General features: G+C 67.5%; 15 protein-coding genes. 2 read left to right on the top strand and 13 right to left on the bottom strand.

Annotation, left to right across the window (positions count from 1 at the left end; translation table 11 throughout):
• Positions 1–2: 2 nt before the first annotated feature.
• The 10 genes from rnc to FS507_RS14915 form a co-directional block, all read right to left on the bottom strand.
• On the bottom strand, positions 3–734 hold the full coding sequence (rnc, locus tag FS507_RS14960; protein WP_145943580.1) for a ribonuclease III: 732 nt from the start codon (positions 732–734) through the stop codon (positions 3–5).
• On the bottom strand, positions 734–1,300 hold the full coding sequence (locus FS507_RS14955; protein ID WP_145943579.1) for a YceD family protein: 567 nt from the start codon (positions 1,298–1,300) through the stop codon (positions 734–736). The genes rnc and FS507_RS14955 overlap by 1 nt, the downstream gene beginning before the upstream one ends.
• A 37-nt stretch (positions 1,301–1,337) precedes the next feature.
• On the bottom strand, positions 1,338–2,120 hold the full coding sequence (locus tag FS507_RS14950) for an ATP synthase F0 subunit B (protein WP_038551875.1): 783 nt from the start codon (positions 2,118–2,120) through the stop codon (positions 1,338–1,340).
• An 82-nt stretch (positions 2,121–2,202) separates the two neighbouring features.
• A complete protein-coding gene (gene coaD / locus FS507_RS14945; RefSeq protein ID WP_145943578.1) occupies positions 2,203–2,691 on the bottom strand; it encodes a pantetheine-phosphate adenylyltransferase in 489 nt (162 codons plus the stop codon).
• Positions 2,692–2,713: 22 nt separating this feature from the next.
• The gene (locus tag FS507_RS14940) at positions 2,714–3,283 is read right to left on the bottom strand and encodes an RsmD family RNA methyltransferase (protein ID WP_145943577.1); all 570 of its coding nucleotides are present in this window, start codon (positions 3,281–3,283) and stop codon (positions 2,714–2,716) included.
• A 6-nt stretch (positions 3,284–3,289) separates the two neighbouring features.
• A complete protein-coding gene (locus FS507_RS14935; protein ID WP_145943576.1) occupies positions 3,290–3,502 on the bottom strand; it encodes a biotin/lipoyl-containing protein in 213 nt (70 codons plus the stop codon).
• A gap of 22 nt (positions 3,503–3,524) precedes the next feature.
• Positions 3,525–5,792 (bottom strand): ATP-dependent DNA helicase RecG, encoded by a 2,268-nt coding sequence (locus FS507_RS14930; protein WP_145943575.1) that lies wholly within the window; start codon positions 5,790–5,792, stop codon positions 3,525–3,527.
• Positions 5,793–7,388, bottom strand: coding sequence for a DAK2 domain-containing protein (locus FS507_RS14925; protein ID WP_145943574.1), 1,596 nt, complete (start codon positions 7,386–7,388; stop codon positions 5,793–5,795).
• The gene (locus FS507_RS14920) at positions 7,382–8,104 is read right to left on the bottom strand and encodes a uracil-DNA glycosylase (protein WP_145943573.1); all 723 of its coding nucleotides are present in this window, start codon (positions 8,102–8,104) and stop codon (positions 7,382–7,384) included. The genes FS507_RS14925 and FS507_RS14920 overlap by 7 nt, the downstream gene beginning before the upstream one ends.
• Positions 8,097–9,080, bottom strand: a complete 984-nt coding sequence (locus FS507_RS14915) for a thiamine-phosphate kinase (protein ID WP_145943572.1) — start codon at positions 9,078–9,080, stop codon at positions 8,097–8,099. The genes FS507_RS14920 and FS507_RS14915 overlap by 8 nt, the downstream gene beginning before the upstream one ends.
• Positions 9,081–9,182: 102 nt before the next feature.
• On the opposite strand from FS507_RS14915, the gene FS507_RS14910 reads away from it, so the two are divergent.
• Positions 9,183–10,175: a DUF3515 domain-containing protein gene (locus tag FS507_RS14910; protein WP_145943571.1), complete on the top strand. Its 993-nt coding sequence runs from the start codon at positions 9,183–9,185 to the stop codon at positions 10,173–10,175.
• 49 nt (positions 10,176–10,224) lie between these two features.
• Here the strand turns inward: FS507_RS14910 and FS507_RS14905 are convergent, their stop codons facing one another.
• Both FS507_RS14905 and FS507_RS14900 read right to left on the bottom strand, forming a co-directional pair.
• On the bottom strand, positions 10,225–11,340 hold the full coding sequence (locus tag FS507_RS14905; protein WP_313958081.1) for a D-alanine--D-alanine ligase family protein: 1,116 nt from the start codon (positions 11,338–11,340) through the stop codon (positions 10,225–10,227).
• Between the two features lie 36 nt (positions 11,341–11,376).
• A complete protein-coding gene (locus FS507_RS14900) occupies positions 11,377–12,414 on the bottom strand; it encodes an NAD(P)H-dependent glycerol-3-phosphate dehydrogenase (RefSeq protein WP_145943570.1) in 1,038 nt (345 codons plus the stop codon).
• 166 nt (positions 12,415–12,580) lie between these two features.
• Here FS507_RS14900 and FS507_RS14895 point away from each other — a divergent pair, with 166 nt between their 5' ends.
• Positions 12,581–13,669 (top strand): NUDIX hydrolase, encoded by a 1,089-nt coding sequence (locus FS507_RS14895; RefSeq protein ID WP_145943600.1) that lies wholly within the window; start codon positions 12,581–12,583, stop codon positions 13,667–13,669.
• A gap of 44 nt (positions 13,670–13,713) precedes the next feature.
• Here FS507_RS14895 and FS507_RS14890 read toward each other — a convergent pair whose 3' ends face one another.
• The gene (locus FS507_RS14890) at positions 13,714–14,592 is read right to left on the bottom strand and encodes a VOC family protein (protein ID WP_145943569.1); all 879 of its coding nucleotides are present in this window, start codon (positions 14,590–14,592) and stop codon (positions 13,714–13,716) included.
• Between the last annotated feature and the right edge of the window lie 123 nt (positions 14,593–14,715).

Here is a 14,715-nt window from a genome sequence, read left to right as displayed (position 1 = left end):
CGTCAGCTCAGGGCCTTGTAGGCTTCGCGGGCGGCGTTGTGTTCCGCTTCCTTCTTCGTGTGACCGGCCCCCTTCCCACGCACGGTGTCACCGATGGTGACCGTGGCATGGAATGTCTGGTCGTGAGCCGGCCCCTCTGCTTCGGAGGTGTAGACCGGGTCACCGGAGACGCGGAGATCGCTGAGCTTCTCCAGCAGCACGGTCTTCCAGTCCATCGTCAGACCGGTGGACGGTGCCGTAGTGATGCGGTCCTCGAAGATTCGCAGCACGGCCTGACGAGCCGTCTCGAAACCGTGGACGAGATAGATCGCGCCGAGCATGGCCTCCACCGAATCGGCGAGGATCGAGTGCTTGTCACTGCCGCCGGTGAGCATCTCGCCACGGCCGAGCAGGATGTTGTCCCCCATACCGAGTTCGCGGGCAACGTCCGCCAGGGCGTACATGTTGACCACGCCGGCGCGCATCTTGGAGATGTCCGCTTCCGAACGCTCCGGGAACTGCACGTAGAGCTGTTCGGCCACACTCAGCCCCAGCACGGCGTCGCCGAGGAACTCCAGACGCTCATTGTTGGGCAGGTTGCCGTTCTCGTTGGCGAAGGAGCGGTGCGAGAGCGCCAGCCGGAGCATGTCGTCCGGCAGGTCCACACCCCACGCTTCAAGTAGTGGGGCGTGGTCGGTCTTCGAGTAAGCGGCCTCGAGTGCTGCCTCACCGGTGAGACGGCGTTTGCGTGCCATCAGGCATCCTCTTCCGAATCCGACGGAGTGTCCTGCCCCGCACCGGGGAATTTATCGGCGAGGGCGGCCCACCGCGGGTCGATGACCTCCTCTTCACCGGAGACACCGTCAGGTGCCGGGGTCGCGTCGGAACAGGACTGCCCGTAGTCCTCGCACACCGGGTTGAACGGCAGGTTCAACCCTGCCTCGTCCACGAGCAGCTGGGTGATGTCCACCCGGTCATCCTGCACCATGTGGGGCTCGTCGCCGTCTTCCGCATCATCACCGGAGATGAAGTCCGGTGTCGTCCCGAAGACGTCACTGACATGGAGCGAGACGTCCTGGCTGATCTCGCTGAGACACCGGGAACACTGGCCGCTGACCTGCGCATACGCGGTAGCGTCCACCAGCAGCGACTCCCCCAGGTTGGTGATGTCGGCCACGACCTCGACCGGCGCCCCCTCAGCGACGCCGAGCATTTCACCGCCCAGGCGGACGGGAGCTGCCCCGGAAGTTGTCACATGGTGCGGCGCGCCCACGGACACGAGCGGCTCTCGGACATCAAGGAGAAAAGGATCGTTACTCACACCATGTTTCTACCCTTGACACCGGGGGTTGTGCGAATCAGTCCCGGTAGCCGTCCCGGTACTCCTCGCGGTACTCGCCGCGCGGCTCCCGTCGCGCGGTGTCCCGTCCCCCGTTGTCGCCGTGGCGGACCCCGGACACACCGGCGCCCTTGCGCAGGGCCGACCGGTCACGGGAAACAGTGCGCAGTGTGCCGGTGAGCGACTCCTCGAACTGGGCGAGCGTGGAGTCGACGTAGTGGTCGCACTCGCGCCGCAGCCGGTCAGAGTCGGAATGTGCCGACTCGACGATCCGGCGGGCTTCCTCTTCCGCGACGCGCACAACCTCCGACTCGCCGACAAGCCGCTGCTGCTCGGCGATGCCCTCGTTGACTGACCGGTCGTAGGATTCGTTGCCTGCCGTGACAAGACGCTCGGCCTCGGCCTCGGCCCGTGAGGTGGTCTGCTCGTACTCGGCGCGGGCGTCGGACACCAGCCGGTCTGCCTCGGACTCGGCACGTGCCACCGTGGAGTGGGCGCGTTCCTCAGCGTCATTGACCATGTCCTCGGCCTGTCGACGTGCCTCCTCGAGGATACGGTCCCGCTGCGCCTCAGCGTCGCGGACCAGGGTGTCCGCCTCGTCCTCAGCGTTGGCGATGATGCCGTCACGGTGGTCGAGGACGTCCTGGGCGTCGTCCATCTCGACCGGGATAGCGGTGCGGACCTCGTCCAGCAGGTCCTGGACCTCGCGGCGCGGGACCATGCAGTTGGACGTCATGGGAACGCCGTACGCCTGGTCAACCATGTTCTGGAGATCATCGAGGCCCTGGAAAGTCTTGTACATGCGTCCCAGCATGCCAGAAATGTGGCGGACGGTACGGATGTGACACGCAGAGCCGGGACGAGACGCGTCGACGCAGCCTCTGTCAGTTGCCGTACCTGGTGGCCACCGCGGTGGCGACGTTCTCCGGCAGCAGACCGTTGACGTCACCGCCGTACTTGGCAACTTCCTTGCAGATCGTCGAGGAGACGTAGCCGTACTCTGGATTCGTCAACAGGAAGAAGGTCTCCACCCCCGAGAGACGCTGATTCATCTGCGCCATCGGCAACTCGTACTCGTAGTCGAGGGAGCTGCGCAGTCCCTTGACCATCGCCGGGATGTTGTTGTCGGTGAGGTAGTCCACCAGGAGCCGGTCCCAGGTATCCACCGTTATTCTCCCGGCCTCCGGCGCACCGCTGGCGTCGAGCGCTTCGCGGATCAGTGACACCCTCTCCTCCGCGGTGAACAGGCCGGACTTGTTCGGATTGTAGGTGACCAGGACAGTCACCTCGTCGAAGTTCCGCGCAGCACGCGTGAAGATGTCGAGGTGACCGTTGGTGACGGGGTCGAATGACCCGGGGCAGCAGACTCGCATGGGGTTGATCCTACCTTGCACCTCAGGCGGTCCCCCGCCAGATGGCCATGTCCATGCGGGCGATCCCGTAGGTGCGCTTCTTGAGTTTCTGGTTGGTCTTCTCGAAGCCGTCCGGCCACGTGACCTCGGCGGAGTCGACATGACGTTCGACGACGACCACGGCATCCTTCATCAGGGTCGGCACCAGCGCGACAACCATCTCGTCGACCGCCTCATCGGTGAGCTCGTACGGAGGGTCTGCCAGCACCATGGTGAACCGGTTGTGTGGGGCGGTGGCGAGGAAGCTGGAGGCCTTCGATTCAACGACGTGCACGTTGGGATGACCCACCACGGCAGCATTGGACCGGATCGTCTCACAGGCCCGGTGGTTGTCGTCGACCAGGGTCACCTCGGCGGCCCCCCGCGAGCCTGCCTCGAGCCCGAGCGCGCCGGAGCCCGCGAAGAGGTCCAGGACGACCTCCCCCTCGAACCCGAAACGAACCTGCAGGGAAGAGAAGAGGCCTTCCCTGGCGCGGTCGGCGGTCGGACGTGTGACGTCGGCAGGTACACGGAGCTTCCGTCCACGGGCGGCGCCCGAGATAATGCGTGTCACCGGGGATCAGTCCTCCCCGAGGCTCAGCAGCAGGTCGCCGCCGTCGACGCGGGCGAAATCGTCGACCGCGCCACGGTGCACGACACCGGGGCCCGGTGCGTCCACGGCGCTCTCGAGTTTGGTGGCCTCGACAACGGCGAGCCGGTCGCCGGTGGCGACGGTCTGGCCGTCGGTGACAGCGAATCTGACGATTCCGGCAAAGGGGGCGTGAATGTCCATGCCCCGGATTCTATCGTGCCGGTCAGCTCCGCTCGATGTACTCCTGGTCGCCTTCGGTGAAATCCGCGACCAGGGCCCTGGCCAGTGCCTCGTCATAGTCAACGAGGTCCTCCGCGTAGCGCCGGGCCTCGGCGACGATCTCACCGTCGGTGGCCAGGTTGAGCAACCGGGCGCGGCGCACCCGTGCCCCCGACTGACTCTCACCGAGGACGTCACCCTCGGTACGGGTCTGCAGATCCAGTTCCGCCAGGGCGAAACCGTCAGTCGTCCCGGCGACAGCCTCCAGCCGTCGGTACGATGCCGCGGCCGTCGGGGTGGTCTCCTCCGCCTCCGGGTTGATCATCGTGGTCAGGAAGCACAACGAGGCATCCGATCCACGACCGACCCGTCCCCGTAGCTGGTGGAGCTGACTGACTCCGAAGTTCTCGGCGTCCATGACGACCATGACCGTCGCTTCGGGGATGTCCACCCCGACCTCGACGACGGTGGTCGAGACGAGGACATCGATTTCACCTTTGGCCAGGTCATCCATGACCTCGGTCTTCTCCGACATCTTTCCGTGGAGACGTCCGATCCTCAGCCCCTGCAGGGGGCCGGCCTCCAGTCGGTCAGCGACATTGTCGACTCCACCGAAGCCTTCGATCTTCGGCACCACGATGAACACGCGGTGCCCACCCTCGACCTGCTCCCGGATCACGGCGAACAGCCGGTCGACCCAGGCGGGTTTCCACATCGGGACAACGTGGGACTGCACCACACCGCGTCCGACCGGGGACGTGTCCAGCGTGCACACCGACAGATCCCCGAACATCGTCATCGCCACAGTGCGGGGTATCGGTGTCGCGGTCATCACCAGCAGATGCGGGGTCCGGTCGACCGGCGACTCCTCGCGTAGTTTGTCACGTTGCCGCACACCGAAGCGGTGCTGCTCATCGACCACGACGATGCCCAGGTCGTAGAACTCCACGGCGTCCTGGATCACCGCGTGGGTGCCGATGACGATGTCGGTGGTTCCGGAGATGATGTCGAGCAGTGTGTCACGTCTCTCGGACACCGGTTGGGACCCGGTGAGGAGGGACACCGTCACCCCGGTTCCCTGGAGCAGACCGGTCAGCGTCTTGTAGTGCTGTGCCGCCAGCACTTCCGTGGGCGCCAGGAACGCGCACTGGGCACCGGAATCGACGACGCGCAGCATCGACAGCAGGGCGACAATCGTCTTGCCTGACCCGACGTCCCCCTGTAGCAGCATGCTCATCGGGACATCGGTGCCCATCGCCTGCCCGATGGTGTCGAGCGCCGCCTGCTGTGCCTCAGTCAGCTCATAAGGAAGGGCTCTGACCAGGGTCGAGTAACGCGACTCGTCATCAATGTCGACGACCGCACGTCCCTGCCGGGCGGTGGTGTCTGCCCGCCGCAACGCCATGACGAGCTGCAGGGCGAGTGCCTCATTGAAGATCAGTCGGGTCCGTGCATCCTGCGGCCCGTCTTCAGGCGGGCGGTGGATGTCGTGGAGAGCCGTGGCGAAGTCCACGAGTGGGGCACCGTCGACCGCTGGCCATGCGGGTGCACCTGTGACCTCCGTCGGAGCGGGCAGCATGTCCGACGGGCGTCCCATGGCCTCGAGGACGTGTCCCGTAACGGCGAGAACCTCCGCCCCGGTGGTGCCGTTCCTGCGCGGATAGGTCGGCAGCCACGGGACGGACAGGAGCTCCTGCGCGGCGCGCATTCCCCCGGCGACCTCGACGATGGTCTCCAGCGGGCCGAAGGCACCGAAAGCCGCGTCATAGGCTTCGCCCTCTAGCGGTTGACCGTCCGGGCCGGGCCCGGGGTGCAGGGTGATGTAGCTCGGGTTACGCAGCTGCCACTCGTCACGGAACAGCTTGAGTTTGCCGGAGAGCATCAGTTTCGCGCCGACGGTGATGAACGGCTGGTGACTCCGGGCAGCCCCGAACAGCACGGAAGAGAAGTCCTCGCCGTTGACCCTGAAGCGGAACGCGAGGATCTCCCGGGGGCCTTTCCTCGCCCGGTTATCCTGCAGCTGGGCCCAGGTCACCTCGCCGAGACAGGTGAGGAGCTCTCCCTCGATGAGGGCGTCGGTCCAGATCCCGCCGTGCACCGGGTCGGTGTCGTCGCCGGTCATCGTCCCGGTGCCGCTGGTGTGGACATATCCGGTCGGAAAGTTCATCAGCGCCTGTCCGAGCGTCTCCAACCCGGGTTTGCCCGCGAGTTTGCGCGCCCGCTCCGGGGAGATGACCAGGCTCAGTGGCCGCGGATCGTCCCACCCGAGCATCTACTCCACCCCGACCTGTGCACGGGTGCCCAGTCCGGGGACGCGGTAGCAGTGCACTTCCACCGACGGGTGGAGCGACCGGAGCGACTCCACCAGTTCGGTGACAGGGTCACCGTCGCCCGCAGAGTCACCGTCGCCCGCCGAGTCACCGGCGTCTGCGGAGCCCTCGTCTGCGTCCCGGGGCCCGTCGTAGAGGACCGTGACGAGTTCTCCTCCGTCAGCGAGGAGATCTTCAACGATCGCGCCGAGCGCACCGGGGCCACCGTCGGTCTCCCTCCACCGCTGTGCGGACACGGCATCGGCCATTTCCTCGGCGTTCTCGTCCAGGTCGGCGGTGGGGCTGTAGACCGCCAGCGCGGCCAGGCCACCAACGAAGGACTCGGTGTCAACCACCGTCGCCTCCCCGGTCGAGGAGGACAGACGACCGAAGAGTTCGGTGGTGTCCTGCCCGTTCGTCAACACAATGCACCCGGTACCCCGACGCTCGAACTCGGCGATGATCGTCTGGGTGTCACCGGCGGTCGCCCCGGCGCTGGCGAACATCTCGCGCAGGCCGCCCTCCGGAGCCAGCGCCAGGACAGGGGCCGTGGCTCTGGGCGGCTCAGGTTCCTTGACCGCCGGCAAGACTTCCAGGACCAGGTCACTGACCACACCGGTACGGTAGGCCAACTCGATCAGGGCGCCGCCGTGCGCGGTGTGCACATGCACCCGCCACGTCCCGGTGGCCTCTCCGGGGACGATCACCACGCTGTTTCCCCGCAGGTTGAGTTGTTCACGCAGTTCATCGAGCTGACGGTCATCGGCCTGGTAGGTGAACATGACCTCGATCTCGGCGACCGGAGCCCGGCCTGAACGGCCCGCGTCCTGCCCGTCACCGGCATCCTCACCGGCATCGCCACCGTCCCTGCCGGAACCGTCTCCGCCGTCGGACGGCACCGGTTCCTTCCCGGACAGCGCATCGACCAGTGCGTCCAGGATCACCACCAGTCCCCGTCCGCCGGCATCGACGACCCCGGCGGACGCGAGTTCCGGAAGCTGGGAGGTGGTTGCGGCAAGCGCCTCCATGGCGGCGTCACGGGTGGCACGGACGACGTCTGCGGCGGTGACCGTTTCCTGGGTGTCGGCGGTCTCCAGACTCTTCGAGGCCTGTTCCGCCGCTGCGTGCAGAACCGTGATGATCGTCCCCTCCACCGGGACCGACACTGCCCGACGCACGAGCTTCTCTGCCCGGTGCAGCATTCCGGGGAGCGCCGTCACAGGCAGTTCGTCCCGGCGCGAGGCCGCGGCAGAATCCGCCAGTGCCCGGAGGAACTGGCTCAGCACCAGACCCGAGTTACCACGGGCACCGGTGACCGCCCCGGCTGCCAGGGACCCGGCGATATCGGCGACAGTCGTCCGGGTCACGGCAGCGGACTGCGCGTCTCCGTGGTCCTGGTGCATACGGTCGACCGCCGACTCCATGGTCGCGGTCATGTTCGACCCGGTGTCTGAATCCGGGATCGGAAAGACATTGAGCTCGTTGATCTCGTCTTTGTGCCGGGCGAGGCCGGCTGCGGCCTGCTCCGCCCAGGAGGCGACGTGCGCTCCCGTCAGCATGACGCCCCCTCGCCGGAGGAAGCGACGTCACGTTGGCCGGAGAGGTCCCAGTTGACCGGGGCGGCACCCTGGGCCTCGAGAAGCTCATTGGCTCTGGTGAACGGTCGGGAGCCGAAGAAACCCCGGTACGCCGACAGCGGTGACGGGTGCGGCGAGAGGATGCACCGGTCACGGCCGACCACACCGGCCATGTCCTGCGCCTGCTTACCCCAGAGGATGGCGACCATCGGACGCTCCGCGAGATGTTTCACCACCGCCCCGGTGATCTCCTCCCACCCGTGGCCCCGGTGACTGTTCGCGGCACCGGCCCGCACGGTGAGCACCCGGTTGAGCAGCATGACACCGGCATCTGTCCACGGTGACAGGTCAGCTGACCCCGGCCGGGGCAGACCCAGGTCAGACTCGTACTCGGTGTAGATGTTCACCAGTGACTTCGGCAGCGGCCGGGTCTGCGGTGTCGATGCGAAGGACAGTCCCACCGCATGTCCGGGCGTGGGGTACGGGTCCTGTCCGAGGATCAGCACCCTGGTCTCGGACACCGGACGCGACAAGGCCCGGAAGATGTTCTCCGGGGCAGGTTGGACAGGCTCCCCCTCCGCGAGCCTGGCGGCGGTCCACTCCGCCGCGGACTCCACGGCCGAGGCGTCGAGCACGTTGCGCCAGGAGGGGTGGATCGTCGCGAGGATCCGCCCGGCGACGGTGTCGGATTCAGCCAAGGGAATCCCATCCTCCGGTGTAGATCGGTGGCTGACCGTCCACGGTGACCGTCGGTAACTCCCCGGCCTCACGCACCGTTCCGAGCGTCCGGTACCCGGCCGGCACCTGCTGCGCGGTGGTGCCGATCAGGGTGTGGTCCTCACCGCCGGTGAGCACCCACTCCCACGGGTCCACTCCGAGCACCTCTCCGGCGTAGTAGAGCTGGGCGTCCGGGGTCAGGGCAGCCCCGTCGAGGTCCAGGTCGACCCCCGAACGGGTCGCGAGTGTCGTCAGGTCGCGCAGCAGGCCGTCGGAGTTGTCCGTCATCGATGACACACCGGCGGCGCGCGCCACCGAGCCTCTCCCGACCACGAGTTCCGGTGCACAGTGCCGACGCACCAGGTCCTGCAGCACAGCGTTGTCCGGGACGGCGTCCCGCGAGCCGAAGTAGCGCAGGATCGCCTCCCCGGCGGCAGCATGTCCGATCACCCCGCTGGCAATCACCTCGTGACCGGGAAGTGCCCCGTCAATGGTCATTGCCGGATCCGGCCCCGCCAACACCCCGATCGCGGTCAACGACACCACGAGCTGAGACGAGGAGACCACGTCGCCCCCGACGAGCTCCACGGCCCACGGTGCGGCGCATTCCCCGACTCCACGGGCGATCTCGGAGACGATCTCCAGCTCCAGGTCCGCAGGTGCGGCCAGGGACATCAGCACAGCTGTCGGCCGTCCACCCATCGCCTGGATGTCCGCGAAATTCTGGGTCACCGCCTTCGCACCGACCTCGACCGGGCTGGACCAGTCGAAGCGGAAGTGCACGCCCTCCACCAGGACGTCCGTGGTCGCGAGGTGGCGGGAGTTCGGTGGCGCCGGGTCGAGCACCGCCGCATCGTCACCGTTGATCTCGCTGGGGGCCGCCTCACGAATCGCCGCGATGGTCGCCGCCTCGCCCGCCTGCGCCACGGTGAGCTTCCCTGGTGCCTTTCCCGTCATCGGTCTCCTCGAATCGTCACGCACCGTGCCTGGCCGACAGCGAACCGGTCCACCGCCCCCGGGGATCAGGACTTTCGCCCCGGGGGCCGTAGAATCATCCGCATGTCTTCACGGTCTAAGGTCACCGATCAGGGTAGCAGCACCGCCGGACACGGAATCGTCCGACGCAGGGGAGCCGTCCTGGCACTGCTGATCGCGGTGGTGTTCGTCGTCTTCGTTCTTGTCGGCGCGAAGATCCTGGTGGACCGCAGCGTCTACACTCCGGTGGCCATGGGACCGGTGGATGCACCAGACGCCGACGCGTCCGTCTGCACCGACATCACCGACGATCTGCCTGACCGTCTCGGGGACTACCGGGACGTCGGCGTGGCCGACCCTGCGCCGGACGGGACCGCCGGCTACCGGGACAGCGGCGGCACAGAACTCTCCCTGCGGTGCGGCGTCAACGCCCCCGCCCAGTACACCCTGCTGAGTTCGGTCGAGGACAGTGGTGGCGAACAGTGGCTGCAGATCGCCGACGCCACGCCGGGGTCCGACCTGACCACGTGGTACTCCGTCGGGCACTCCCCCGTGGTCGCCGTCACCACCGACGGCCGGATCACCGCCAGTGACCTCAGTGACCTGGGCGAGGTCATCGCCCGTCACGGCGACAGCGACAACGCCCCCGCGCCCGGCGATGCCCCCCTGGCCAACCAGCCCGCCGCACACAGCTCCGACTGCTCGGCACTGGAGGACGCGCTGCCGGAGGATCTCGGCGAGTACCGCCGCCTTGACCCGGACACCATGGACCCGGAGACCGCCGACGCAGTCGAAGGCTCTCTGGTGTGGGTCGCTGAGGGCCGTGAACCGGTCGTCCTACGGTGCGGTGCGGAACTTCCGGACAGCTACGAAGCCGGTGCACAGCTGACCCAGATCGACGAGGTCCCCTGGTTCGAGGACACCGCCCTGGCGGAGGGGTCGACCGCGGGAGTCTGGTACGCGCTGGGATACGCCGATACCGTGGCGGTGTCCCTGCCGCTGGACGCCGGAAACAGCGTGCTCACCGCTGTCTCCGAGGCCATCGACGACAACCTGGAGCGCACCGCCGAACAGTAGACGGGGCCCGGGTCCGCCAGCACCGTCCACATGACGGTGTCCCCCGGCGTTACGTCGCCAGTGCCTGGGCGATCAGGATGTCCAGCAGGTCGGCGTAGTCCACGCCGCTGGCGGCGAACATCTTCGGGTACATGCTGATCGGGGTGAAGCCGGGCATGGTGTTCGGCTCGTTGAGGACCGGCCCGTCGGGTGTCACGAAGAAATCGACCCGCGCCAGGCCGGAGCAGCCCAGCGCCCGGAAGGTCTCCACGGCGAGACGACGGACCTCGGCGACCTGGTCGTCCGGCAGTGGCGCGGGAATCTCGTAGGTGATGATGTCGTCCAGGTATTTCGTGTCGAAACCGTAGAACCCCTCGGGCCCGTCCTCGGTTCCCATCAGCATCGACGGGTAGGACGCCTGGATCGTCCCGTCCGGGTACTGCAGAACGCCGCACTCGACCTCCGGTCCCTGCAGCATCGCTTCGACCAGGACCTTGCTGTCTGCGGCCAGGGCGGTCTCCAGGGCGGCCGGGAAGTCCCCCCAGTCACTGACCTTCGAGATCCCGATCGACGACCCGCCCCGCGCCGGTTTGACGAACACCGGCAGACCCAGCGACTCTTTCTCGTCGTCGGTGAGGATCCGACGTTCAGTGACGATCACCTCGTCACCCACCGGGATCCCGGCATGCCGGGCGACGGCCTTGGTGTACTGCTTGTCCATGCACGTCGCCGAGGCGAAGACACCGTTGCCCACATAAGGGACGTTCGCCAGCTCCAGCAGCCCCTGGACGGTGCCGTCCTCACCGTTGACGCCGTGCAGGACGGGGAAGACGACGTCGACCTCGGCGTACAGGGAACCGTCGCCGAAGCGTAGCTGAGCACCACGTTTCCCTCCCAGGTCGAAAGTGACGGCCCGCCCCCGGGAGACTTCCGGGAGCTCACGGCCGTGGGCACGCAGCTGCTCCACGTCGGTGGTCCCCTTGACCCAGACCCCGTCGCGGGTGATTCCCACCGGCACGATGGTGTACCGCTCGGGATCCAGGTGGGAGATCACCGCACCGGCGGAGATGCAGGACACGCTGTGTTCGGTGTTCTGGCCTCCGTAGAGCACCGCCACCGTGGTGCGGTTGTGTCCTGCGGGGGTGTCGCCGGCCGGGGTCGCGGGAGTATTCACGGGGAGATTCACGGGGACCAAGTGTAGCGGTCGCACCCGGGTCCCGGGTCACTCGGCTTTCTTGATACGGCCCATCAGGGCCCGGATCGCGGTCTGCACGTCCCCGCCGTGATGGCACACCCGGACAACTTCCCGGGTGATCGGCATCTCCACCCCGTGTGCCTCCGCCAGTTCGGCGACGGACATGCTCGAGATCACGCCCTCGGCGACCTGCCCCTTGGTCGCACCACTGGCCTGCTCCAGTGACTCGCCCATGCCGAGACGCTCACCGAAGGTGCGGTTGCGTGACAGCGGCGAGTTACACGTCGCCACCAGGTCGCCCATGCCCGCCAGGCCCGCCATGGACCGTTCCTGTCCGCCGAGCGCCACGGTCAGCCGGGTGATCTCCGTGAGCCCGCGGGTGATCACCGTGGCGATGGTGTTGTGGCCCATCCCCATCCCCGCGGCCATGCCGCAGGCCAGGGCGATGACGTTCTTGCAGGTACCACCGACCTCGCAGCCGATGACGTCGTCGTTGGTGTACGGACGGAAGTAGTCGGTGGCCAGCGCGGACTGCACCAGCCGTGCACGACGGTCGTCGGTGCAGGCGACCACACTCGCCGCGGGCTGCTGCTGGGCGACCTCGACAGCCAGGTTGGGCCCCGACAGCACCGCGACACGTCCGGGGTCGACCTCTGCCACCTCCGCGATGACCTCGCTCATGCGTCTACCTGTCGAGTGCTCGATGCCTTTCGCGAGGCTGACGAGGGTGGCCTCTTGCGGAATGAGGTCGCGCCACCGCTCCAGGTTCTCCCGCAGGGACTGTGACGGAACACCGAGGAAGACGACGTCAACGCCGTCGAGCGCCGCAGCGGGGTCCGTCGTGGCGGTGACCGACGACGGCAGGACGGTCCCGGGAAGGTAGGTCGAGTTCCGGTGCTCGTCGTTGATCTCCGCGGCGATCTCCGCCCGCCGAGCCCACAATGTCACCGACGGGCTGGCCGCGGACCCTGTCGGTGCCGGGCGCACCCCGATCTCGGTGTCGGCACAGACCTTGGCCACCGTCGTCCCCCAGGAGCCCGACCCCATCACCGCTACGCGAACCATTCTTGTGCGCTCCTCTGTCTCGTCTATTACGTTCTCCGCGACCATCACCGCTACGCTGGTGGACGGAAAAAGTTCCGGCACTTCTGCTCCCCAACATTGAACCATGACGCACCCGGTCCGTGGTGACGGCTCGACCGGACCGGTGTGCTCGGGAAGGCGTCCCCCCTTGATCAGCCACACCGGCACCGGAGACCTGTCAACCTCCCTGGCATCGAGAAACCTCGACAAGGAGACGTACGATCAGACCGCCGGGACGGGTGACGCCCCGGTCGGCCATGTCGCCCGGATCGGCAGCACACCTGCCGATGAGTTCGAGCGTCCCGTCTTCGCCGCCGGCGCCGTCCTGTGGCGCCGCACGAGCCCCGCCGGGCCCGGCACCCCGGAAACCGCCGGCGGCGGCAACGGTGACGGTGCCGCGATCGAGATCGCCGTGATCCACCGTCCCCACTACGACGACTGGTCCCTGCCGAAAGGCAAGGTCGACCCCGGCGAGAACTTGGTCGCCACCGCCACCCGGGAGATCGCCGAGGAAACCGGGTACACCCCTACCCTGGGATGGCTCCTCGGTTACATCCACTACCCGCTCGGCAGCAAGACCAAGGTCGTCTACTACTGGACCGCCGAGGTCACCGACGGCCGTTTCCAGGACAACAACGAGGTCGACGAGTTGAGCTGGCTCTCCCCCGACGAGGCCAAGGCGAAGGTCAGCCACGACGCGGACCGGGATGTCATCGCGGCCGCCGAGGAGGTGCTCTCACTGGGGTGCACCCGGCGGGTGCTCTACGTGCGTCACGCCAAGGCGATGTCCCGGGAGAACTGGGAAGAGGACGACGCTCTCCGCCCGCTGACGAAGAAGGGGCACCGCCAGGCCGCCGCCCTTCCCACGGTGCTGGAGGGGTACCAGCCGAAATCCGTGTTCACCGCAGCGCCCGAGCGGTGCCGTGCCACGGTGGAACCGACGGCGGACCAGCTCGGCCTCGAGATCGAGACCGATGTCAACCTCGGCGATTCCGCGCTGCAGCACTCCGCCCGTACGGTCATGGAGGCACTGGTCCAGGCCAGTTCCGCCCCGGTGAGCGTGGTGTGCTCACAGGGGGAGATCATTCCCACCGTCGTCGCCGGGCTGGCGGAGGACGCCGGCTTCGAGATCGAGGATCTGCGCACGAAGAAGGGCAGCGTGTGGGTACTGCACTTCGGAGCGGACGACACGTTGCTCGGCGCCGACTACCTGGCCTCACCGCTGCCGGTGCGGTGACGCTGCGGGCCTCCCAGCCGTCTCAGTCGTCCATCTCAGTCGTCTCAGCCGTCGGACAGGACCGGTTCCCACCTCACCCCGAAGCGGTCCAGGCCCGCACCGTCGAGACCGAGCTCACGTCGTAGCATCTCCGCCTGCACGGGGGTGTCGCAGGAGACCCGGAATGTCATGGCGTCGGTGAAGGTGAAGGGCTGCTCCGCACCGGAGTCCATCGCTGACACCCAGACGCCCGCCAACTGCGCGTCGCTGAACATCACCGATCCTGACACGGCCGGTCCGGTGTCCTCACGGTAGGTGGCCAGTGCCCCCGGGCGGGACCGTCCGGAGGTGTCACCGTCGAAGACCTCACCGAAGACCCGCGTCCAGGTCTCCACCGCCTCGCCCGCCTGGTTCTGTGCTGCGCCACAGAACAGGAAGGACGGGATCAGGGCCGGTCGGGGTGCACCAGCGGGATCGGTGAGCATGAGTTGCCAGCTCATCCCGAACTGGTCCTGCACCCACCCGTAGCGGGCACTGAACGGGTATTCCCCCAGAGGCATCAGCACCGTCGCCCCGTCAGCGACAAGTCCTTCCCAGACTGTGTCCAGGACTGCCCGGGCCCGGGCCGAGGCAGCACGGCGATCGTCCTCGCTGCCGTCCACGGACCAGCCGAAGAACACCGGGTCGATGTTCACCAGGAAGTTCGTCGCCGGTGTGACCGGTGCCCCGTCGGGGCTGTCTGCGGCGTCGGTGAGGTGGAGTCGGAGACCTGCGACGGCCAGTTCCACCCCGTCGTCGGTCCCCACCACCCCGGCCGCGCCGAGCTCCAGGCCCGCCTCCTCGAAGGGGCGGAAGACGTCGGTGTAGAAACGGGCGGCACCGACCACGCCGTGGTCCCCCGCCTGCAGGCGTATGCGCGGAATGATGTGCTGGTGACGTTCCATACTCCCTGAGCCTACGTCACTTTCACCGGCAATATCACCGGGACGGCAGAGGTGGCGAACGTGGCGTAGATGATGGTTGGTGTGGGAGCCGGTGTGACCCCCTAAGTGGCTGACCCCGAGCCG

Origin of the sequence: Corynebacterium glyciniphilum AJ 3170 (genome assembly GCF_007673095.1) — a bacterium.
Taxonomy (GTDB): domain Bacteria; phylum Actinomycetota; class Actinomycetes; order Mycobacteriales; family Mycobacteriaceae; genus Corynebacterium.
The sequence above is the reverse complement of the archived record's forward strand: the minus strand, read 5'-3'. Positions and strand labels throughout refer to the sequence as shown.